General features: G+C 39.8%; 18 protein-coding genes. 14 read left to right on the top strand and 4 right to left on the bottom strand.

Annotation, left to right across the window (positions count from 1 at the left end; translation table 11 throughout):
- Window positions 1-92: 92 nt before the first annotated feature.
- Both NST85_RS24825 and NST85_RS24820 read right to left on the bottom strand, forming a co-directional pair.
- Window positions 93-1211 (bottom strand): Gfo/Idh/MocA family protein, encoded by a 1119-nt coding sequence (locus NST85_RS24825; RefSeq protein ID WP_341190664.1) that lies wholly within the window; start codon window positions 1209-1211, stop codon window positions 93-95.
- A gap of 11 nt (window positions 1212-1222) precedes the next feature.
- Entirely contained in the window at window positions 1223-2968 is a 1746-nt protein-coding gene (locus NST85_RS24820; RefSeq protein ID WP_341190663.1) for a DUF4091 domain-containing protein, read from the bottom strand.
- 146 nt (window positions 2969-3114) lie between these two features.
- On the opposite strand from NST85_RS24820, the gene NST85_RS24815 reads away from it, so the two are divergent.
- The 3 genes from NST85_RS24815 (at window position 3115) to NST85_RS24805 (ending at window position 5984) form a co-directional block, all read left to right on the top strand.
- On the top strand, window positions 3115-3966 hold the full coding sequence (locus tag NST85_RS24815) for an AraC family transcriptional regulator (protein ID WP_170220230.1): 852 nt from the start codon (window positions 3115-3117) through the stop codon (window positions 3964-3966).
- A gap of 63 nt (window positions 3967-4029) precedes the next feature.
- Complete coding sequence (locus NST85_RS24810; RefSeq protein WP_341190662.1) at window positions 4030-4848, top strand: acyltransferase domain-containing protein; 819 nt, start codon at window positions 4030-4032, stop codon at window positions 4846-4848.
- A 155-nt stretch (window positions 4849-5003) separates the two neighbouring features.
- Window positions 5004-5984, top strand: a complete 981-nt coding sequence (locus NST85_RS24805; RefSeq protein ID WP_341190661.1) for an FUSC family protein — start codon at window positions 5004-5006, stop codon at window positions 5982-5984.
- 84 nt (window positions 5985-6068) lie between these two features.
- Here NST85_RS24805 and NST85_RS24800 read toward each other — a convergent pair whose 3' ends face one another.
- Together NST85_RS24800 and NST85_RS24795 are read right to left on the bottom strand one after the other, a co-directional pair.
- Window positions 6069-6419, bottom strand: a complete 351-nt coding sequence (locus NST85_RS24800) for a collagen-like protein (RefSeq protein ID WP_307401247.1) — start codon at window positions 6417-6419, stop codon at window positions 6069-6071.
- A gap of 71 nt (window positions 6420-6490) precedes the next feature.
- On the bottom strand, window positions 6491-7264 hold the full coding sequence (locus tag NST85_RS24795; protein WP_341190660.1) for a VCBS repeat-containing protein: 774 nt from the start codon (window positions 7262-7264) through the stop codon (window positions 6491-6493).
- Window positions 7265-7420: 156 nt separating this feature from the next.
- Here NST85_RS24795 and NST85_RS24790 point away from each other — a divergent pair, with 156 nt between their 5' ends.
- The 11 genes from NST85_RS24790 (at window position 7421) to NST85_RS24740 (ending at window position 22069) form a co-directional block, all read left to right on the top strand.
- On the top strand, window positions 7421-8188 hold the full coding sequence (locus NST85_RS24790) for an ABC transporter ATP-binding protein (protein WP_341190659.1): 768 nt from the start codon (window positions 7421-7423) through the stop codon (window positions 8186-8188).
- The gene (locus NST85_RS24785; protein WP_341190658.1) at window positions 8175-10106 is read left to right on the top strand and encodes an ABC transporter permease; all 1932 of its coding nucleotides are present in this window, start codon (window positions 8175-8177) and stop codon (window positions 10104-10106) included. The genes NST85_RS24790 and NST85_RS24785 overlap by 14 nt, the downstream gene beginning before the upstream one ends.
- 21 nt (window positions 10107-10127) lie before the next feature.
- Window positions 10128-10496: a YxeA family protein gene (locus NST85_RS24780; RefSeq protein WP_127193582.1), complete on the top strand. Its 369-nt coding sequence runs from the start codon at window positions 10128-10130 to the stop codon at window positions 10494-10496.
- 178 nt (window positions 10497-10674) lie between these two features.
- The gene (locus tag NST85_RS24775; RefSeq protein ID WP_341190657.1) at window positions 10675-11382 is read left to right on the top strand and encodes a response regulator transcription factor; all 708 of its coding nucleotides are present in this window, start codon (window positions 10675-10677) and stop codon (window positions 11380-11382) included.
- 3 nt (window positions 11383-11385) lie between these two features.
- Complete coding sequence (locus tag NST85_RS24770) at window positions 11386-12798, top strand: sensor histidine kinase (protein ID WP_341190656.1); 1413 nt, start codon at window positions 11386-11388, stop codon at window positions 12796-12798.
- A gap of 175 nt (window positions 12799-12973) precedes the next feature.
- Window positions 12974-15277, top strand: coding sequence for a glycoside hydrolase family 95 protein (locus tag NST85_RS24765; protein WP_341190655.1), 2304 nt, complete (start codon window positions 12974-12976; stop codon window positions 15275-15277).
- 164 nt (window positions 15278-15441) lie between these two features.
- A complete protein-coding gene (locus NST85_RS24760; RefSeq protein ID WP_341191165.1) occupies window positions 15442-16569 on the top strand; it encodes a glycoside hydrolase family 88 protein in 1128 nt (375 codons plus the stop codon).
- The gene (locus NST85_RS24755) at window positions 16556-18721 is read left to right on the top strand and encodes an alginate lyase family protein (RefSeq protein ID WP_341190654.1); all 2166 of its coding nucleotides are present in this window, start codon (window positions 16556-16558) and stop codon (window positions 18719-18721) included. The genes NST85_RS24760 and NST85_RS24755 overlap by 14 nt, the downstream gene beginning before the upstream one ends.
- A gap of 30 nt (window positions 18722-18751) precedes the next feature.
- Window positions 18752-19741: a HAMP domain-containing protein gene (locus tag NST85_RS24750; protein ID WP_341190653.1), complete on the top strand. Its 990-nt coding sequence runs from the start codon at window positions 18752-18754 to the stop codon at window positions 19739-19741.
- Between the two features lie 17 nt (window positions 19742-19758).
- Window positions 19759-20481, top strand: coding sequence for a sensor histidine kinase (locus tag NST85_RS24745; protein ID WP_341190652.1), 723 nt, complete (start codon window positions 19759-19761; stop codon window positions 20479-20481).
- Window positions 20471-22069 carry a response regulator transcription factor gene (locus NST85_RS24740; RefSeq protein ID WP_341190651.1) on the top strand — a complete coding sequence of 533 codons (1599 nt, stop codon included), beginning with the start codon at window positions 20471-20473 and terminating at the stop codon, window positions 22067-22069. The genes NST85_RS24745 and NST85_RS24740 overlap by 11 nt, the downstream gene beginning before the upstream one ends.
- The last annotated feature ends 95 nt before the right edge of the window (window positions 22070-22164 follow it).

Here is a 22164-nt window from a genome sequence, read left to right as displayed (position 1 = left end):
GCTAATTCAGAAAAAAGAGGTTATCCTACGCAGGCCATAATCATGGTTGCTACAGGATAACCTCTTTAATTACCGATCTGACTATTAATTTCTCATTCCCAATTTATATTGCAGAAAGTGTTCGTATTAGCCGATTCGTTCGCCTTTAAGCACATTAATGCGCTTAGGAGACCGTCATCCAGTGTAGTGAGAGATTGCTCTTGTCCTCGCATAACCTGGATAAAGTTATGGAGAAGCTTGGAGTCTCCTCCCGAATGTCCATTGGGATCAACATCAAGTTGATGCGTTTCAATTCGTGGTTCATGATGCATATGGATCTCCAGTTTATTCGTATACCAATCAAATTCCAACGTTCCCTTATAGCCGAGTAACCGTACTCCTCGTTTTGCTGCGCCACGGCGGGCGAAGAAGTTTTGCGAGTAAGAGAGATGCATCCCTGACTCATAATGAATTAGCGCGCTACCTGAATCTTCGTTACCTGTATCCTCTGCAAAGCTGCAGTATTCTCCAATTTGATTCACAATCGTACTTTCGGCGCAAGTATACTTTTCATCACAATCCGTACACTTCAGATTGGCGGGTTTATCTCCTTTAAAGATCTGCTTAGATTTCATTGCGCAAATGGCTAAGGGCTTATGTCCTACTAAATAGTTAATATAGTCGAAATCATGTGTAGCTTTCTGCAGAAATAAGCCTCCGGTAATCTGCTCGTCTCGATACCAACTGTGATAGTATACACCGCCATAGGGAACATTGTTCACAGCTTGTACGTGCTCTACAGTGCCAATTTTACCAGAGTCAACGATCTCCTTAGCTAGTTCAACCAATGCTGTATGGCGCAAGGGGAAGGAGACAACAACTTGCGACTTCGAGTTTTCATATCCTGCTTTTAATCGAGTTAAATCATAGATGTTCGTAGCCACCGGTTTTTCGAGAAAAAGTGGCAAATTCCTCTCCAGTATCTTAAGTGCGATATCCGTATGTAAATCACATCGTGTACCCACCATGACGCCATCTAATTGCATATGCTGAAGCATCTCATCTGCACTTTCAAAAAAAGTGATAGATTCCGCTTCAGCCCCCAGATCTGTTCTGATCTCCTCTATACGAGGATCGACAATAGCGACGACTTTGCAATCCGGGAATACTTTCGATAAGAGAACGTGCAGAGACCTAATCCGTAACCCGTATCCAATTATACCAATTTTCATAGTGATCCCCCTTAGGATAGCTCCATAAGAATTTCGCTGATAATTTCCTCATAATCTGCATTCTGCAATGAGAAGAGTTCTTCTCTTTTCTTCCTAGCGCTTGGATGAAGTTCATCAATTGTCTGCCATAGGAATACCTTTTTCATTTGCTGACCAAGCTTATCCCGATCCCCACCTTGCTTGATGTAACTATTGAGGATTTCGTAATCCCGAATTCCTTTTTGGAGATGTTTATACCTCAGTGTAAGCAAGGGCTGTCCGTCTCTTCCGGGATAGACAAAGTTAGTATCACCTGCCGCGAAGATTGGATAATGGTAAGCGATCTTATGGAGTGGATCATTTGGCCAAACCGTATAATTCCATCTTAAGAAGCCATCCATGTTCATGTGAAAGGCTAGCCAAGGAATAAGTCTACTTTCTAGCAAATGAGAGCTAATGAATGTGTTGGGAAGTTCAGGAACACAGCAGACATAATAGGTCATGCTTCCCTTAATTTCATTCTTCAATTGTTGTATTTTTTCGAATTCACTGGTGATACAGTCCAGAACGGGAACATAATCTACAATTCCTTCGATCTTTTGCTCTATGAAGGAGGCATGATTAATGGCCGCTTTATATTTTAAGGAGGGTGCCATTTTTTTTAACTCGTCAAGTCGGTCTGTGAAGATCTCGATATCAGAGGGTTCATCTGCGATTACACGTACCTTATCGATCCAACCCTTATGGATGAAATTTTGTTCTAAGGCCTGAACATATTTCTCGAAATCCTTCTTATGCTTCATAAACTTGTAGGTATTGCTATGCTCATCCCAATACCGGATTCGGACTGCATCATTGTAATCCTTCATCACGCCGCCGAAACCTGCATCCTCAAGAACCCAAATATTAATCAGTCCGAATACCTCAATTTCTTGAGTTATCCCGTGCTTCATACCCAATTCTATATATCGATTCAAGGCATTGAAGTCAAAGTACCAATCGCCATTTTTCAACAGCGTTGCTTTCACAATATTGTATTCAAACATGTTAGCAGGATCAATTTGATCATAGCTGGACGCCTGTCCCGACCAGGGGATTTCTGAGACAATAACGCTTAGGGCCTTTTGCCCGAGATCGGCCAAAGAGGAGATATAGTTATCCATGATGGCAAAATGCTCATCACTCCATAGGCTTAGGTCGTATTTTCTAGCAATATTAGAATTGTGCTGCCATAAGTTCAGGTTAAATGAATAATCCTTCGCATCGCTTAGCGTCGTATTCATGACCTGTATTTCAAATGACAATTGTCTAATCAATTCCTCGTCTTCAAACATTCGATGTCCTAGTACGGTGATCTGAGGAGTATAAATACCAGGTTCAACATCTTTATCAATCTCAACTTCGATCCATACGGGTTGTATTCTTCTACCAACGACATGAATGAATGGCTGCTGAAGGATTATATCGGATTTTAATTGTCGATCATCATCCTCGACAAGCCCAATTAGGTTAGCTTTAATGCTACCCTTTTTCAGACCAGGAACTTCCACACTCACGCGGACAATGTCGATAGCACCTCTTTCATAGAAGCAAGTATCCTCATTTACACATACCAGCATTTCCTGCTCGGAATAGACAAGGAGTTGAACGGCAACACGATCATTTTTACCGCACACAAGTGAAATGTGCTTATTTTCGTTCATAGAAAAGCTAGGTTTGTTCAAAACTCCATATACGTACTTATAGCTTGCATCTTCTAAACCCAGTGATATATTCATAGGGAACCCTCCAGCTAATTCAAGTATTTGTCATTAAAAGTATAGATCCCTATTGACCGAAACCATATGCATATTTCCCTTATATATATGGATTTTTCACGTATCAAAAGAAGATTATGCTAGAATATATTCAAGAGGTGACGAGGGTGAAATATTCTAGCACATATCGTATTCCGGACGAAGATGATAGGGGAAGTATTGATTTAAGTAGCTTTTTACTTGTAAATTCCGTCGGTTTCTACGAATATGAAGCTTATTTTAGAATGACCCATAGGAAAGAAGGGCGTAAGGACTTTTACCTTGCCTATAATTATTCTGGACCGATGACAATACGCAGTAAAGGGCAAGAGCATATCTTACAACCAGGTAGCTTGTTTATATATCGTCCACATGAAGAGCAGTACTACGGTCATTACGCCGAACAGAAGTTTATTTCCTACTGGGTGCATTTTACTGGTTACGGAGTAGATGAGCTTCTTATTAACGCCAAGCTTGCCGAAGATGGCCCATTCTTTGTGGGTATTGATAACGATATAGCTGCAAAATTTGAAGATATGATGAATGAAATTCGTGATAAGAAAGTAGGATATGAACTTGCTTCTGCCTCAATTCTTTCTTACTTGCTGTCGATGATATCCAGACAGATTGAGCAAGGGTCGAACGTTAGAGCCAATAACAACCGAACAGAGATCTATGAATCGATCAAATATATACACGATAACTATGCGCAGGAAATATACGTGACTAAGCTTGCCGAAATCGCGTACCTTAGCACCGATAGGTATACAACACTGTTCAAAATCATGATGGGGACGACTCCGTTGCAATATATCAATAGATTCAGGTTGCAGAAGGCGTGTGAGCTCATGAAGCATACGCACTTAAATATTCAACAGATCTCAAACCTTGTAGGCTTTGAAGATCAGCTTTATTTCAGCAGACTGTTTAAGAAGTACTATCATGTGACGCCTTCTGAGTACCTTACAAGGTTTAATTAAATATTAGCTAGTCAAGAAAGAATTTGAGCCCGTGCAGGGTTATAGATTAGGGGGATTTTTGACATGGATTTGCAATCATTTTGTGAGGGGATAAGACTTATCCCAGACGCCAGACAGGTTTTGTTCGATTTTCATATGGATGAAGAAGTATATCAATTACATAAACAACAGTTTTATAACGATAGATTTTCTTTCTTTGAAACTGTAAGGCAGTCTCCGAATCATCGACAGTTATTCTTATATTTGTATGTCAGATTTGCTGTAGACGCTTATGAAGAGTATGTCATCAGAGGCATCGATGATCAGATTTATTTCGACACGTTTTCAGACATAGAGCTCTGGTGCTCTAACTGCAGACGAGATTTTGGTGAATATGGTATTCAAGAATATGAATGGTTACAAGAACATATCCAGCTGCGGTTATTCCGATTGGGAAGATTACAATTTCAACCCTGCGTTTTTGATCGTGAATTAGAGGTAGAGGGCGATATAATCTATAAAAACCAAATTGTACTAAATGTGCACATCCCATCGGGAGAGCCGTTGGAATCTCAACAAGTCGAAGAATCCTTTGAAAGTGCAAGGAGATTCTTCAGAGGGATTACGCCGGTCTTCATTTGTAACTCATGGATGCTTTGCCCGCATTTAAGCGAAGTATTACAACCAAGCTCTAATATTATGAAGTTCCAAAAGAAGTTCTTTATCTATCAGGTGGATCATGAAGCAAGACAGGCCGAAGAACGGATATTTAGTAAGGTAAGTTCCGACCCGTCCGAATACGAGGAGCAGTCATCTTTGCAACGAAACGCGAAGTCCTATCTGATGGCAGGAAATAAACTGGGCACTGGTTATGGAATCATGGTAAGTAAAATTTGCATATAAAAATATGACAAAACGCTTGGATATAAATCCAAGCGTTTTCAATGCGTCAAGGTTGAAAAAAAGATGAAAAGTAGACGAATTTGGCTGTTTAGGTTATATTGTGATACACCTCAAATTTGGCTGCTAAGCTTGCAAAGAAAGAAGGATGTATAACCGTGTTAAAAGATGTGAAATTAAAAACCTTATTCTCAAAGCTTGTACTTCTTATTTTTATTTTGATTTTTGTTATGGGATATAATGCTCTGTTTGGAGATGTTAATTTACTCATGGGGGTAGCCATTATCACGGGGCTACTTATGTTTTTGAACATGGATATTGGAATTAAAAAGATACAAGCATCTCTACTCATTGCAATTACATTTCCCGTTATTGGAGTCTTATCGTATGTATCTGGCATGAATCCAGTGCTGGGTCTGATGGTTCACCTTGTTACCATATTCCTTATTATGATGCTATTCTCAGAGAAGATGGAGACAAAGGCATTTTTGCCTATTATGCTATGTTATGTGTTTGCTCAAGGAAATCCAGTAGTGTATTCCCAAACTGGGTCCAGAATATTTGGTTTGCTGGTGGGTGGTGTACTAATTAGTATTATTTATTATGTTAAGCACCGTAAAAGTGATGATACGACTTATGCGAATTTATGGAGTCTTTTTGGTCAATTTGATAAAAATGCTGTTCGTATTGAATATGCCATCAAGATGGCGGTAGGTGTAAGCTTAGGGATGCTAATTGGTGATTTATCTCATGTTCAAAAGGGCATGTGGATTAGCCTTACGATATTCTCTATCCTGCAACCACATTATACTCATAGCAAGCAGCGGGTAAAGCACAGACTTATGGGAAACATCATTGGTGCTGTTGTATTTGTTGTTCTATTCATAATGTTGCCTCCACAGTTTAGCATGGTTATCACACTAGCACTCAGCTATATTTATATGTTTGTTGTAGAGTACCGTATTCAGATGATTTTTGTAACCATTAATGCATTAAGTGCCGCACTCGTATTATTTGATTATTCGGTCTCTATTCCGATGCGAATCAGTTTTATTATCATAGGAGCTTGTATCGGAATCGGAATTAGTATAATCGATCTAAAGGGTATATTCGCAAGAAGAGGTAACGCTAATAGTTAAGTTATATGATATTGAATTGAATATAAAAAAATAGGCGATCTCCTTCCGGGTAAAATACGGAAAGGTGATCGCCTTTTAATTTACTTAAAAACAAGTAAATGAACTGATTTGGTTCAAATCAATCCCAAAGTACGCCCATCTTCCTCCGAAAAATCTAAAACCGGCGACGGACCTAGGTCCGACAAAAATGGGGAAAAACCAGAAGCTATCTCTATTTCTCAACCATACGTAAGTATTTCGAAATAAACATCCGGAAATAGCTCCTGGGTCAACAGCATAGGGCGATATCTGTGGTACAAACGAAGGGGGAGGAGCAGTTGGTGCCTGTTGTCCAATAGATCCTGGAGGCCCTGGTGGTGGCCCCGGAGGTCCGGGTTGTGGAAAAAATGGTCCGAACGGTCCTTGAGAAGGTGGTGGCGGTGGTGTAAACCCCATAAGACTTCACTCCTTTTAAAGTAGGCTAAAACAATGTATGTTGGAATGAATTCATGGGTTTGGGCAGATACCTAATAAAGAGCAATTAACTTTGTAGGTGGTATGGAAACCATTAGTCTTGATGAAATGAAAGTAGTTCCATCCCATGTCAGCAGGTTTTGAATATAGCCTAATGTGTCCGCATTAATTGTACCAATGATTCGTTGCAAAGCTATTAAATCATAACTCGAACTTTGTAAATCTGTAACAATGGGATACAGTCCGCCTAGCGCAAGAACCTCGCCTTGGACCGGACTTTTGAGCTTTCCATTATCATTGTAATATTGGGATAAATAATCGGCGCCCTTATTACTTATATCTATTATGAACAGCACATCTAGTTGAGGACTTCCGATACTAACTTTGTAGTAGTCTTCATAATTCACATTGAACTTATATTGACGATTATAGGCTTCGCTATCAAACAATTCCCGAAGATGGTTATCTCTGAAGGAATAGATATAAGCACTAATGTATCCTCCGCTTCCCCCTGAATCAATATTTACTAGAATATCTGCTATACGGTCCTTATTGAAATCCCCAAGAAACAGTCTCGCGTTATATCCGGCGTTATCCTTAAGATTAACCACTGTTCTTTGGTGAGAGTACCCGTCTTGGATGACAAGGGTAATGTTATCAGCAAAGATGCCTGATGCGCCATCGGGTTTATTTCCATACAAAAAAACGGTATCCAATAGTCCATCTCCGTTTATATCAGCTTGTTTCATATCCAATAAGAAAATAGTACTAGAAACTGTATTCGTTCCAAATCTTTGATGGGGGTATTCATATAATTGCCAACTCATTGTAGAACCTCCGTTTACGATTAGCATAGTTTCTTCATCATACGCAGATGCCTAATGGAGGGTGCTTTTATATTTAAGGTTGATGTAAGGTTCACATTAAAAGGGTGTAAGATGGACAAATTATAATAGCCTTAACACAGTTAACAGGAGGTACTTATGAGATCCATACTAAAGGCTATAAATGTACAAAAAGTATTTGGTGTTAAAGGCAATGTATACAAAGCATTGGAAGATATAAATTTAGAGATTCAAGAAGGTGAGTTTGTTGGGATCATGGGTCCATCAGGTTCTGGCAAATCAACATTACTCAATATTTTGTCTACAATTGATACACCAACATCAGGTGATATCATTATCGATAATCAGAATATTATCAAAATGAATGAGGAACAATTGTCTGATTTCCGTCGCAATAAGTTAGGCTTTATTTTTCAAGATTACAACTTACTTGATACGTTAACCGTTAAAGAAAACATTTTGCTTCCCCTTGCCTTGTCTAAGGTACCTGCTAAGGAAATCGAACAACGCGTAAATGAGATGGCCGATACCTTTGGGATTCGGGAAATTCTAAATAAATATCCATACCATATTTCTGGAGGTCAGAAGCAAAGAACAGCGGTCTCGCGGGCGATTGTTGCAAATCCCAGCTTAATCTTGGCCGATGAACCAACAGGCGCATTGGATTCGAAATCTGCTACAAGCTTACTCGAAAGCTTAAGCACGTTAAACAAAGTGAAACAAGCGACCATTATGATGGTCACCCATGATGTGTATGCAGCAAGCTTCTGCAAACGGGTGTTATTTATTAAAGACGGTAGGCTTGTTACGGAACTTCATAAGGGACAACTGCAACGTAAGGAGTTCTTTCAGAAAATATTAGACATCCTCGCTTCCCTCGGAGGTGGTGACAATGACGTTATTTAGTATTGCTAGTAAAAGCATAAAGAAGAATTTTAGTAATTATTTTCTTTACTTTGCATCGATGATATTTAGTATTGTCATTTACTTTGTATTCGTGTCGTTGAAATACGATACTACGATTCAGGCTACAACTGAAGCTTCACAAAAAATCAGCTCCGTATTTAGCGGAGCGTCAGTTGTGTTAATCATTTTTGTAGCTATTTTTATTTGGTACTCTAACTCGTTCTTTACACGGAAACGTAAAAAAGAAGTCGGATTATATTCCCTACTCGGAGTACGTAAGAAACAAATTGGTCGCATGCTTTTTTATGAGAATTTTATTATGGGAGCTTTAGCCCTAATTGTTGGAATTGTGCTAGGTTCGGTATTGTCGAAGTTTTTTGTGATGATCTTAATGAAGGTTATGGGCTATAGCGTTATTACGAATTTCACCATTTCAATTGAAGCGATTCTGAACACGATTGTTGTATTCACTATCATTACGCTCGTTAAATCGTTCCATGGATATCGTTTAATTTATCGTTTTAAATTGATTGAGCTTTTCCAAGCAGACAAAGAAGGGGAACAAGAGCCGAGAGGATCTTTGATCATAGCTTTGTTATCCGTAATATTCATTGGGATTGGTTATGGACTTGCACTCCAAGATTTGATGGATTCAGCGCTGTGGAGAACAATGGGGTTTATGATTACCCCGCTGGTCATCTTAATCACCGTGATCCTCGGGACGTACTTCTTATTTAGTACCTTAACGGTATATTTATTGAGGATTTCTCGAAAGAACACGAAGAAATATTGGAGTGGGATTAACTTAATTGGCACATCCCAGCTATTATTTAGGATCAAAGGCAATGCCCGCACCCTAACGGTAATCGCCGTGCTTAGTGCTACGACATTAACAGCCGTTGGAACAGCTTATAGCTTGTATTACAACAACAGAAGTACTGTAGAAATGGCTGATCCAAGTAGCATGATGTTTATTATGGTAGACAATAACGTAGATGAAAAAGTAAAAGACTTAGTCACAAATAGTAAAGACCATGAACTGGTCTATCATGAGACGATACCGACGCTTCAAATAGATGCAGATGTAACCAACCTAAATAGTCTATTTTCAAGTGATGAAATGATTTATACCGTTATTTCAAACGGTGGTTATAATAAATTAGCAAAATTACAGTCCAGAAATGAGATGCTTTCTTTAAAAGCAAATGAAGCAGCTGTTTTGGATGCTGCCTACAACGAAAAGTTTTCACCTGCATATGTCGGGTCAACGGTTTCTTTAAAGGTGAATGGTCAAAATGAGGATATTACGTTTAAGTTTTTGAAGAAGTTTAATGTACTCAACTTAAGAACTGCTGGCGCAACTATTGTTGTTAGTGATGAGTTGTTTACCAGTTTGAAACAAGAAACAACCCAAGAGAACATGGTCGCATATAAAATCACCAAAGAAGATGATGCAAAGAAATTAACTGAAGAAATTCAAGCGATCATGCCAGAGCAAGCTAACTTCTCTAGTTTCTATGAAGATTATGCTGCGGGCTTAGAGTCATCAGGTTTAATGATATTTATGGGCGGGTTTTTAGGACTAGTGTTCCTTACGGCAACAGGTAGCATTATCTACTTCAAACAATTAACAGAAGCCAGCTCAGACAAAGAGCGTTATGAGATTCTACACAAAATCGGTGTGAATAAAAGAGAAGTAAAAAGAACCATTGCCAAGCAAATGTTATTTATCTTTGGCCTACCTTTGCTGGCCGGCATTGCGCATTGTGCTGTGGCATTAACTGCTTTTTCAAGGTTGCTACAGATGAACTTAGTTATTCCAGTACTGATATGTATGGGGGTTTACACATGTATCTACATCGTTTATTACTTCTTAACTGTACATGCTTACTATAAAACCGTGACGACAACAAAATAAAAGAATGTGAGGGAATAATTCATGAAAAAGGTAATCATAGTTGTATCAGCCATGATCGTAGTAGTCGCTGGACTATTGATTTTTTTGCAAAATGTTAATTTAAACAGACTAGGTGCAGATAATTATTATGTTCAGATTAAAGGTGGGGGAGAGAAGACAGAAAGTAAATTAGGTAATGGGGAGAAGTTTGTAACGTATGAATATACATTACCCGCCTTTAATGAAGCAGGAGAAGAAAAAGTATTTACATTTACAAGTAGTAAGCAACTTCGTGAAGAAGCGTATCTAAACTTATTTGTGAAGGATGATAAAGGGGTAACTTCCTATCAAGAGGTACAGAAAGAAGAGATTCCAGATAAAGCAAAGGCAAAACTAGAAGGGATCTCTTGAGAAACGTGTGACGAAGGACTTAGTTATTCTGATCAAAGATAACTAAGTCCTTTTTTTCACTATGAAATAACACATCAATGAAATGCTGTTGTTTCGTTTTCTTTTGTTTAAACGGGTGATCTATGCATTATACTAACACTACTAAAGAGGATTTGTGGGGGAAGGAGTCGTTAATTACATGTCACTTAAAGAAGCCAAGGTTTTGATTATAGATGATGAAGAGGATATTTTAAGAATTTTGAAAACCGTGTTAACCAAAGAAGGAATAGATCGTGTATATACCTCGACAACTGTAAAAGACGGATTTATGCAATTTAAGCAAACACAACCTGATATTGTTTTACTGGATATCATGCTGCCTGATGGAGAAGGGTACGAAGTTTGTAAACAAATAAGAAGCATCTCTAATGTTCCCATTCTATTCTTGTCTGCAAAGACAGAGGAGATTGATAAGATTCTGGGATTTGCTATTGGTGGGGATGACTATATTGTAAAGCCATTTAGCCCTAAAGAAGTTGCTTATCGTGTAAAGGCACAATTACGTAGAGCTGAATATATTCAGACCGATAAAGAAGATCATCTATTGAAAGCGGGTCCCTTCGAATTAGATGAGCAAAGAACAGAGTTCAAAAAAAATGGGGAAACCATTGAATTAAGGCCTAAAGAACTTGGGCTAATAACGTATCTGCTTAAGAATGTGAATCGAATTATTAGCAAAGAGAGCCTATGTGAGCAGGTGTGGGGAGAAGACTTCATAGGTTTTGATAATACGGTCATGGTACACATCCGCAGGTTAAGGGAGAAAATTGAGGAGCAACCTTCAGATCCACAGTATCTAATTACAGTAAAAGGCTTGGGTTATAAACTTGTTGTGAGGGACGAATAATCTATGAAGTGGTGGTTAACTGGAAGATATTTATTATCTGTTGTTTTAGTCGTCATACTAGTGATTATTATTAATATTGTGCTTGTATTGGTGTTACTTGTGGCTCAGACTACGGCTAAGAAACCTCTTTTTTTCCAAAACTCAGAGATCTCTGCAGAAGCATTTACGACAGCATTTCGTGATTATGTAACGATGACTAATGATCAGGTGACAGTTACTGAAACAGGAAAGGAAGAGCTTGAAGCCAAGAAGGCTTGGATACAAATATTAGATGAAGATGGTAGTGAAATATATAGCTATAGACTGCCTGAACAGGTACAGAAGAAATATACACCGTTAGATGCTATTCAAATGTACAAGTATAAGGAAGTTGATGGAGAGACTACTGTTTTTGCTAGTGGAAAAGAAATAAATCAAAAATACTACAGTTACTTTATTGGCATTGTAGATCGTAACATCGGTAAATATGTCTTGTCATACGATTATCGGACCATTTTCCAAATTTTCAAAGTAGGCAGCGTTACTTTTATAATTGTTGATGGATTAATTGCTTTATTGATCGGCTATTTTTTCAGTAAAAGGCTTGCCAAGCCAGTAAACTCGTTAATTGAGGGGATCAAACGGTTAGCTAATAAAGAATACAATTTAAATTATGAGCCAAAAGGAATCTATAAAGATGTGTTTTATAATGTTAATTATTTATCCAATGAACTCAGAGTAAACGAGAACGAACGAAAAAAACTAGATAAGATGAAGGAAGAGTGGATTTCGAACATTTCTCATGATATTAAAACGCCTTTAGCTTCCATTCTAGGTTATGCGGAAATGATGAAAGATGCCGAATACTATTTTTCATTAGAGGAAATGATGGAATACGCTGAAATTATTGAGAGTAAATCACTATATATTAAAGAAGTAATTGAAGATTTAAACTTAACCACGAGATTGAAGAGTAAAGAATTAACTTTAAACACAAAGACGATCAATATGGTGACTCTTTTACGGAATATGGTAATCGATATCCTGAATGACGCCAAGTATGCTGACCGACACATTGAATTTCAGTGTAATCAAGAAACGATATTGAGCGATGTTGACGAGATCTTGATTCGGAGAGCCGTTAATAATTTGATCTATAATGCGATTGTCCATAATGATAACAATGTAAAAATTGTTGTTCGTATTGAAAAAAAGGAACGGATCCACATTACCATACAAGACGATGGAAAAGGGATTCAGAAACAAGAACTCGATAGAATCTTTGATCGCTATTACCGAGGAACAAACACAGGCGAGTTACATAAAGGTTCGGGGCTCGGTATGGCTATTGCAAATGATATTGTCAAAGCACACCATGGAGAAATAAAAGTTAATAGTATTATGGATCAGGGGACAACGATTGAGATTCAATTATAAAACAAGCTCTAGAATTATTTCTAGGGCTTTTTTACGTATGGGAGTCAAATTTGACCTATAAGAGGTAAAAATATGACCTGTCTAAGGTCAGTATTCATCCTAGGATTTCGCATTGCTTACTCTATATTAGAGGCTAGGTGCTAAATATTGAACAGACTGAATCAGGGGTGAAATTATGGGTAATAGCAACTGTAAATTAATAGAGAATCGGCCAGCTAGTGTTTGGACAGAAGCATTTCCTATTGGTAATGGTCGTTTGGGCGGGATGGTTTTCGGTGGCGTGCAGAATGAACGAATTCAATTAAATGAAGATTCTATATGGTACGGTGGCCCCTTGGGGAACGACAACCCGGCATCTGTAGGAAAGCTGGAGGAAATCAGAAGGTTGATACAGGAAGGTAAGCCACAGGAGGCTGAAAGATTGGCCCTACTAAACATGACCAACGCACCTCATTATTTTGGTCCATATCAACCGTTAGGCGATGTATTAATCAAAATTGAAGGTGCAGAGACAACGTCCGACTATCAGCGAGAACTTGATATTCAGACAGGTGTGGCTTCAGTTAAATATAAGGTAGGCACTACTGAGTTTAGTAGAGAAGTCTTTTCAAGCGCAGTCAGTCAAGTTGTGGTCCTGCATTTGACGGCTTCGCAACCAGGCGCTCTTTCATTGACAGCAAGGCTGAGTCGCAGACCCTTCGAAGGAGAAGTTGGCAAGGTAGATGGCGGTATACTCACAATGCAGGGTCAGTGCGGACCGGATGGAGTAAGTTATGCAGCAGTATTACAAGCCGTTGTTGATGGGGGCGGAACACAGGTTGTTGGAAATTATCTAGACATTCGCCAAGCTAATTCCGTTACCTTAATCCTTGCGGCACAGACCTCTTTTCGATATAACGATCCTTATAGTGAGGCGATAATGCAGGCAGCTTGGGCAGCTTCAATACCGTATGCAGAGCTTAAGAAAATGCATGTTCAGGATCACCGCCAATTATTTGATAGGGTTTTATTAAAATTAGGCAGTAATGACAATAAAGAGATTGAAGAAATATCTACTTCTGATCGACTTTTGAGTTACAAGAAGGGGAATACCGATCAGGGTCTTGAAGCACTATTCTATCAATACGGGCGCTATCTTCTTATCGCAAGTTCGAGACCTGGTAGTCTGCCCGCCAATCTGCAAGGGATATGGAACGAAAGCTTCACACCGCCTTGGGAATCCGATTTTCACTTGAATATCAATTTGCAGATGAATTATTGGATCGCGGAGACTGGTAATTTACCAGAATGTCACGAACCGCTATTCGATCTAGTTGATCGTTTGGTTGTGAACGGTCGGGATACAGCGCATAAATTATATGGTGCAAGGGGATTTGTCGCCCATTCTGCAACTAATATTTGGGCGGAAAGCGGAATTTTCAGCGCATGGGTTCCGGCCATTTTTTGGCCGACAGGAGGTGCCTGGCTAGCACTTCACTTATGGGAGCATTACAGGTACAACGGTTCGGAATCATTTCTGCGTGAACGGGCATATCCGGTACTTAAAGAAGCTGCGCTATTCTTCTTGGACTATGTAGTCGAAGATGGAAGTGGTCAGCTTGTAACTTCACCATCTCTTTCCCCAGAGAACAGCTATCTAACAGAAGATGGGGAGATTGGTGTGTTATGTGCTGGACCTTCTATGGATTCACAGATATTGTTTGCTCTATTAACCGCCAATATGGAGGCAGCAGAACTTCTCGGTCTTGATCAATCATTCCAGCAAGAATGTATGGAAGCTCGGAGTCGGCTTCCTAAACCGCAAATTGGTCGTCATGGTCAGATCATGGAATGGTCAGTTGATTATGAAGAAGCGGAGCCCGGTCATCGCCATATTTCACATTTGTTTGCCTTGCATCCGGGCGAACAAATTCTGCCTCATCGTATGCCGGAATTAGGAGCAGCAGCACGGGCTACACTTGAACGGAGGTTGGCGCATGGAGGCGGACATACCGGGTGGAGCCAAGCTTGGATCGCGAATTTTTGGGCCCGGTTGGGTGATGGTGATAACTCGCATAATAGTCTGCAAGACCTTCTAAGCAAAGCTGTGCATCCCAATTTATTCGGCGATCATCCTCCGTTCCAGATTGATGCCAACTTTGGAGGAGCAGCAGCAATTCAAGAGATGCTCTTGCAGTCGCATGGGGGCGAACTCCGCCTGTTGCCTGCACTTCCATCTGCATGGACCTCAGGTATTGTTAAAGGGTTGCGGGCAAGAGGTGGGTATACCATCGATATTGATTGGTGTGATGGTATTTTACACGAAGCGAAGATTTGTGCAGAATCCGAAAGGGAGTGCGCGATTTATAGCGAAGTGCCGCTTGAGATTCGCGGGCCTGAAGGTAATCTTATAACGGTTAATAAGATGGAGTATACTCATTATTTCATTATTCCAGCTGGAGTAATGTACCGAATTAGCATATTAAGAGCGCCCATTTGATATTTCAGAGAGCTCCGACCTTTATATTCTGTTTGATCATCATGGTGCACGAAAAGGTCAAAATTTTGCACATCCCTACAATAATTTAAACCTATTAAACTAGAATATGTTTGCTATGATGGATCGTATTCAATGATCAAGTATATGGGGGTTATGATACCATGATGTGGAAAAATGCGATTAATGACGCTATTACCAAGACGTTAAGAAATATAGACAGATTCGGTGAGAAATTCCCTCACATCAGTCGTAATGCAAATTATGAATTAATTGATAATAATGACTGGACCAACGGATTCTGGACCGGAATGCTCTGGTTATGCTACGAATATTCCAATGACGAGCGTTTTCGCAATGCGGCGGATAAATCGGTGGCTAGCTTTGATCAACGGTTACAAGATCATGTAGTGCTTGATCACCATGATATCGGTTTTCTGTACTCGTTATCCTCCAAAGCACAGTGGATTGTGGAGAAGGACGATTCCGCTCGGCAATTAACGCTGCAAGCAGCAGACGTACTTATGAATCGGTGGCGTGAACCAGGTCGCTATATTCAAGCATGGGGGAAGAAGGGAGATTCTAAGGAGGAAGGGCGGATTATTATCGATTGTCTGCTGAACCTTCCGCTGTTGTACTGGGCGAGTGAACAAACAGGTGACTTAACATATAAAGATGTTGCTGTAACCCAAGCAGAGAAATCAAGACGCTACCTCGTAAGAGGCGATGACAGTTCCTATCATACATTCTTCTTCAACTCGGAAACGGGGGAGCCGATCGGAGGGGCGACGCATCAAGGTTATACGAACGGATCAACATGGACGAGGGGGCAGGCCTGGGGCGTATACGGATTCGCACTCTCTTATCGATATACGAAAGATCCCCTATTCTTGGATACCTCCAAGCGACTTGCCCGGTACTTCCTTGAACATTTACCGGAAGATCATGTAGCTTACTGGGACTTTAATGCTCCTGTAGGGGCAGATACCTATCGGGACAGCTCGGCTTCTGCGATTGTAGCTGCTGGTCTGCTAGAGTTGATATCCCACATGGATGAGCAGGACACCGAGCGTGATTACTTTCAGGAAATGTGCATGAAGTCGATGACATCACTTGTTGAACGTTATGCCACGATCGGGGAAGAAGATGCAGAGGGATTACTCAAGCATGGTTCGTATTATGTACATGGAGGGTTATCACCTGATGATTATATGATCTGGGGAGACTATTTCTACTTGGAAGCACTAATAAGACTGGAGAAAGGAATAGGGGGTTATTGGTATGAACGTGAATAACCCAATAGGTTATGAAAATAGTCGTCTATTTAGTCCGCTTAACCTTGATCATCCGGGTTTGGCTCGTGTCAAGAAGGCTGCTCTTAATGAACGGTATGATGAAGGCTTGATAGCGTTCAAACAATATTTGTTGTCCAGAACCTATCCTAAGATGTTTCTCTGTAAGGAAGATCTAGCAGAAGTTTGTGAGTATGTAAGTTTGCATTGTCCAGAAGAATTACGGGAAGTGATGAAAGCGGCGGATGAAGTCGTTGCTCAAACTTTCCTCTTCCGTTTCCCATGGGATATGGAACGTACTTGTGTACCCGTAACCTTTGACGGTCCAATAGACTGGGATCATATCCCCGACGGAGATATCGAATGGGCTTACATGCTCAATCGCCACAGATACTGGCTGGCACTTGGACAAGCATATCAGATGACCGGAGATGAGAAATATGCGAGTACCTTCTGCCTCCAACTAGAGGATTGGATCGAACGGAATCCTGTTCCCTCTGAGCAAACTACGGGTACGTTAACGTGGCGTTCTATCGAAGCTGGGTTGCGTTGCGGCAACTGGATCAAAACATTGCCTTTTGTGATAAACAGCCCACATATGACATCGCATCTCCTAACGAAGGTATTCATCTCAATGCATGAGCATGCCGAATATCTAGCCTCTTCATTTACAGGCTGGAAACATATTAGCAATTGGGGCGTACTTGAAACATGTGGATTGTTTGAGATGTCTGTATTTATGCCAGAATTCAAACGATCGTTTCATTGGCAACAGTTGAGTATCGAGAGAATGGGAGAAACGGCCAGGCTACAAGTAATGAAGGATGGAATCCATTGGGAGCAGTCTCCCACTTATCATCATGAAGTATTGAATTGCTATCTAGATATGTTGACCCTGACTATCAATAATAAGATTGAAATAGAGTATTCCATTACGGAAACTATTCGGAAGATGGCAATTGCTTCCCTCTACTGGGCTAAGCCAAATCATAGGCAGATCATGCTAGGAGACAGTGATAATAATGATATCCGGTCGGTTCTGACCGCTTCGGCAATTGTGTTACAGGATGCTACGCTTCGGTTCGGCGGATATGATCGTATCGATTTTGATAATGTATGGAATTTCGGATCAAACGGCATCCGCTATTATGATGAATGTCCTGTTTTGGTGCCACCACGGCTATCCCACGCATTTGGACATTCGGGACATTATGTGATGCGATCTGGTTGGGATGAGCAAGCTTTATATTTGTATTTTCGCTGCGGTCCTCTTGGAGGGGGACACGGACATGCCGATATGCTTCATATTGATATTCATGCGTACGGTAAAGAACTGCTTACTGATCTAGGTAGGTATAATTATAGTGATCATACGCCTCTGCGTAGGCAACTTAAACTATGCAGTTCCCATAATACAACTGTGGTTGATGATATCGAATTTACGGAAGTTATCGATACATGGCAATTTGGGAGAGTAGCTTCAAAGACATGTAGCGAATGGATTACGGAGACCGGCTATGATTACGTAAGTGGGAGCCATAATGGATATAAACATCTCGATGATCCAGTATATCCCTCCAGACAAATTATTTTTATTAAGCCATACTATTGGTTATTGGTAGATTACTTTGATAGTCAGCATGAACATACATGTAAGCAATACTTTCATTTTGCACCGGGTGAAATAAGTACTTCGCAGGAAACGGGCATTTGCCGAACTGAAAATAAGCATGAGGCCAATCTTTGTATCATTCCTGTTCATGCTTCAGAATTAAAGGTAGAGCTAAGCGAGGGTGTTATTTCTTATGAATATAATCTGGTAGAACCAAACTATCATGTAAGTTACGAACGGACCCACTCCGGAGCGTTCTCTATGATGCAGGTTCTGTACCCTTTACGGGCCGGGGAAACTACTCTTCCGATCGTCAAGAAAATACCGGTATTCCTGTACACCGGGGAATTAGCCGACGACAGTAGCGTAGAAGCGTGCAAGATTATGTTGCCACAATCCGATGAGGAACATATTATTGTTGTATGTCATAGACCACCTGCCCGAGCTATCGACTCTTATGTGGTTGATGGGATACAAATATTCGGTGAGGTCGTGCTTATAGTAACAAAGGGCGAAGGTAAAGAGATCACGGTTATAAAGTGAAAAAGCAGCATGAGAGAGGCGCGGTAAATCATGTTTAAGTTGACCTTTTACCGAAGAATACAGCTATCGTTTCTTCTTTTCATTATCGTACCCATCATTACCGTTTCGGTCATCTCTTTTATTCTAATTAAAGAAACAATGGTAGAGAAGCTGCAGTTAAGTAATGAGAACTTCTTGAATGTAATTATTGATGAAATTGGAAAGACGATTGATGATGTTACGTTTTCCTCACATTTTATTGTTAACGATACGAGTTTTAGGACGTATTTGAAAAAATTTGCGGATGCGGACAAGCTGCGTACTTATGATGATTATATAAATTTTAACGAAATCAAAGGTGTATTTTCCTTAATTACATCTAAACCATTAAATAATAACATTAGTATGTATCTGGTAAATAGAAAGCGCTTTATCATTCCTTCTAATGAAGAAGACTTGAAGCTAGTCAATCGGAACCTAGATCATTTGTATGAAAAAATCGATTTCAACAAGCCTGAAACCCTTCAATGGCTCGGTATGGTCACAGGTAAGTCTAGTAACGAGGGTACCTATTATATGGCCAGAGTGATTCATGGTAGTCATGAAAAAGAGTATCTATCTGTTCTTATCATTGGGATTTCGGAATCGTATTTTGAAAGACTACTTAAGCCAGTCGAGTTTGGGAAGATTGTTCTTTTTGACGCGGGAGGAAATCGAATCGCAGGAAATACTAAACTTTCGTCGCATGATTCAGACCCAAAGAGTTCTAACCTTCGCTCTGAGGTCACATTAGACAAAACGGATTGGACTCTTGTGTATGAAGCGAATAAAGAAGCATTTACGGGTAAAATTTCAAGAACATTTTTTACGGGTATTGGAGGGGTTATTCTTTTCTTTATCCTTTTCAGCATAACATCCTTATTTATGGCCAGAAGACTGCACAGACCTATTCAAAAGTTGCAGCGAGTGATTCGACAGTTTGGAATGGGGAACCTGGACGTAAGGATTGAAGTGAAGGGGGAGATGAAATCGCCGAGTTAGGACACACGTTAAATACGATGATGGATCAACTTAAGGGACTCATTTACGATATTGAGCAAGAGCAGGAACAAAAAAGGGTTATGGAACTGGATGCATTGTTTATGCAGATTCGGCCACACTTTTTGATTAATACGCTAAACTCCATCAAATGCAGCCTGATATTGCAAAAGGATCAATTGCATAGCGGAGTGATTGATTCATTAATGAGTCTGCTCCGCGCCTATTTGAAGATCAATGAACCTACAACATTACTGGAAGAGTGCGAATTGCTAGGGCATTATATAGATATCATGAAGATCAGGAATGAAATTCCCTTGGAACTGGTGGTTGATTTAGAGCCCGACTTGAAACAATGGGTTATTCCTAAGTTGATGCTGCAGCCATTAATTGAAAATGCAATTGTACATGGTTTAGTGGACAATCCTGATGCGAAAATATCGATTCATGCTAGAAGAGATCAAAATTGTATTATGATCGATATCGAGGATAACGGAAGTGGTATGGAGGAAGAACAACTATCAGTGCTGAATCAACAGCTCCAATCAAACGATTCGGATCAGCACGCCTCTTATACAAGAGTAGGGCTTATTAATGTGGTCCAAAGGTTGAGGCTTTCATTCGGTCCAACTGCAACTTTATGTCTATATCAAAATAATATGGGTGGAGTAACTGCCTTCCTCCAAATTCCTGTTCATGATCATCAAGTTTTCATACCGGGAGGACGAAGCTATGATGCATAAAGTTATGTTAATTGATGATGATGTCCCTATGCTTAAAGTTTTGCAACAGATGGTAGAGTGGGAGTCGCTCAATCTACATGTTGTTGGATCAACCTACTCGAGTGCAAAGGCTCTTCTAATGTTTAAGGAAACATCACCTGATATTGTCATCACTGACATCGGATTGCCCAAAAAAAGCGGAATTGAACTTGCAGCTATCTTCCGTCAAATGAAGCCGGATATTAGAGTGATATTTTTGACCTGTCATGAGGATTTTCATTATGCTCAGCAAGCAGTAAAGCTGAATGCCGACGATTATCTTCTCAAGGATAAATTGACTGCGGAGCAGCTCGAACAAAGTTTGAAAAATTCAATACGCTTGTTAGAAAAGACAGCAAGTAGATTAGATAAGGATGTATCAAGTTATAACAGGGAACTGTTCAAACAAGGTCTAATTCAAAAAGTCATCGATGGAGCTCCTCCTGAATCAACTGTGGAATATGCAGCCCAACTTGGTATTTCATGGGGATACCCTTGCTTTATGATGGGGACGGTGAATATCAAGTTCTCAACATACGAACGACTGTATGATCAGAGCAACCTTCCTTTAATATTCTATGCCATTTACAATATTGCAATGGAGTTATCTGTGTCTTATGAGGGAATCACACCATTTATGGATCAAGAAAAACTTGTTGTTTTATATAATTACAGGGTCAACCTGGCGAGTAATGCCTACCTCCATTTTCAAAAGTATTTGCAGGAGCTGGAGGATCGTTGTTCCCGGTTCTTGAAATTGCAATTAAGCATGGTTACCGTGACAGATAGAATAGGATTACAGTCGCTTGGATCTTTCTATCATCAGATTGTTCAACATAAAAATGAGTTTTATGAGAGTAATGAACTAGTAGTTAAGGATGTGCAACTCTTGTTACAGCATATATTCTTACCCTCACCTCAAGGGTTGTTGGATCCTTATAAGAGTGATATTGAACGTGCAATACTGAAGGATGATACAGAAAGTATACGTAACATTGTCTCAACCATGGGAAGGAACGCACAAGAGAAACGTATTGAGCCAAGTGAATTCGTCCAGGATTTATTAATTCTATTGCGCAGTATTGATATCATGTTTTCAAAATGGAAGTCGAATGAAGCGATCTATTCTTACCTGTCATTTGCAAGGACGTTAGAGGATGTAACGGAACTGGTAGTAAGTAAACTTACACATATTACACAATATCGCCAGAAGGGTTCTGGAACGGCTGTCAAAGAACCCAAATTGCAGATTATTCAACAATTTATCGATAAACATATATCTGAGAATATTACTTCAATCGATATGGCGCACTACTTATATTTGAATTCAAGTTACTTTTCACGTTATTTTAAGCGATTAACCGGGATCAATTTTACCGATTACGTTCATCAATATAAAATGGGGATTGCTACAAAGATGATGAAAACGTCTAGTCAAACGCTTGAATCTTTAGCGATGGGACTTGGATATTCGGACAGGACTTATTTTTCGAAAGTATTTAAGAAGTATATTGGAATGACCCCTAGTGAATATAAGACAAAGCATGCTGTAAGCAGGTATGCAAAATAAAAGAACTACTCTTTATGAACCATGTAAGATAACCTGTCCATTTATGGATAGGTTATTTTTCTTTCTTTAATTCATATTTTCTGTCAATACTGCGC

This window comes from Paenibacillus sp. FSL K6-2524, assembly GCF_038005525.1.
GTDB lineage: Bacteria > Bacillota > Bacilli > Paenibacillales > Paenibacillaceae > Fontibacillus > Fontibacillus anaericanus.
Note: the sequence above shows the minus strand (reverse complement) of the source record. Positions and strands in the feature narration are given on the sequence as shown.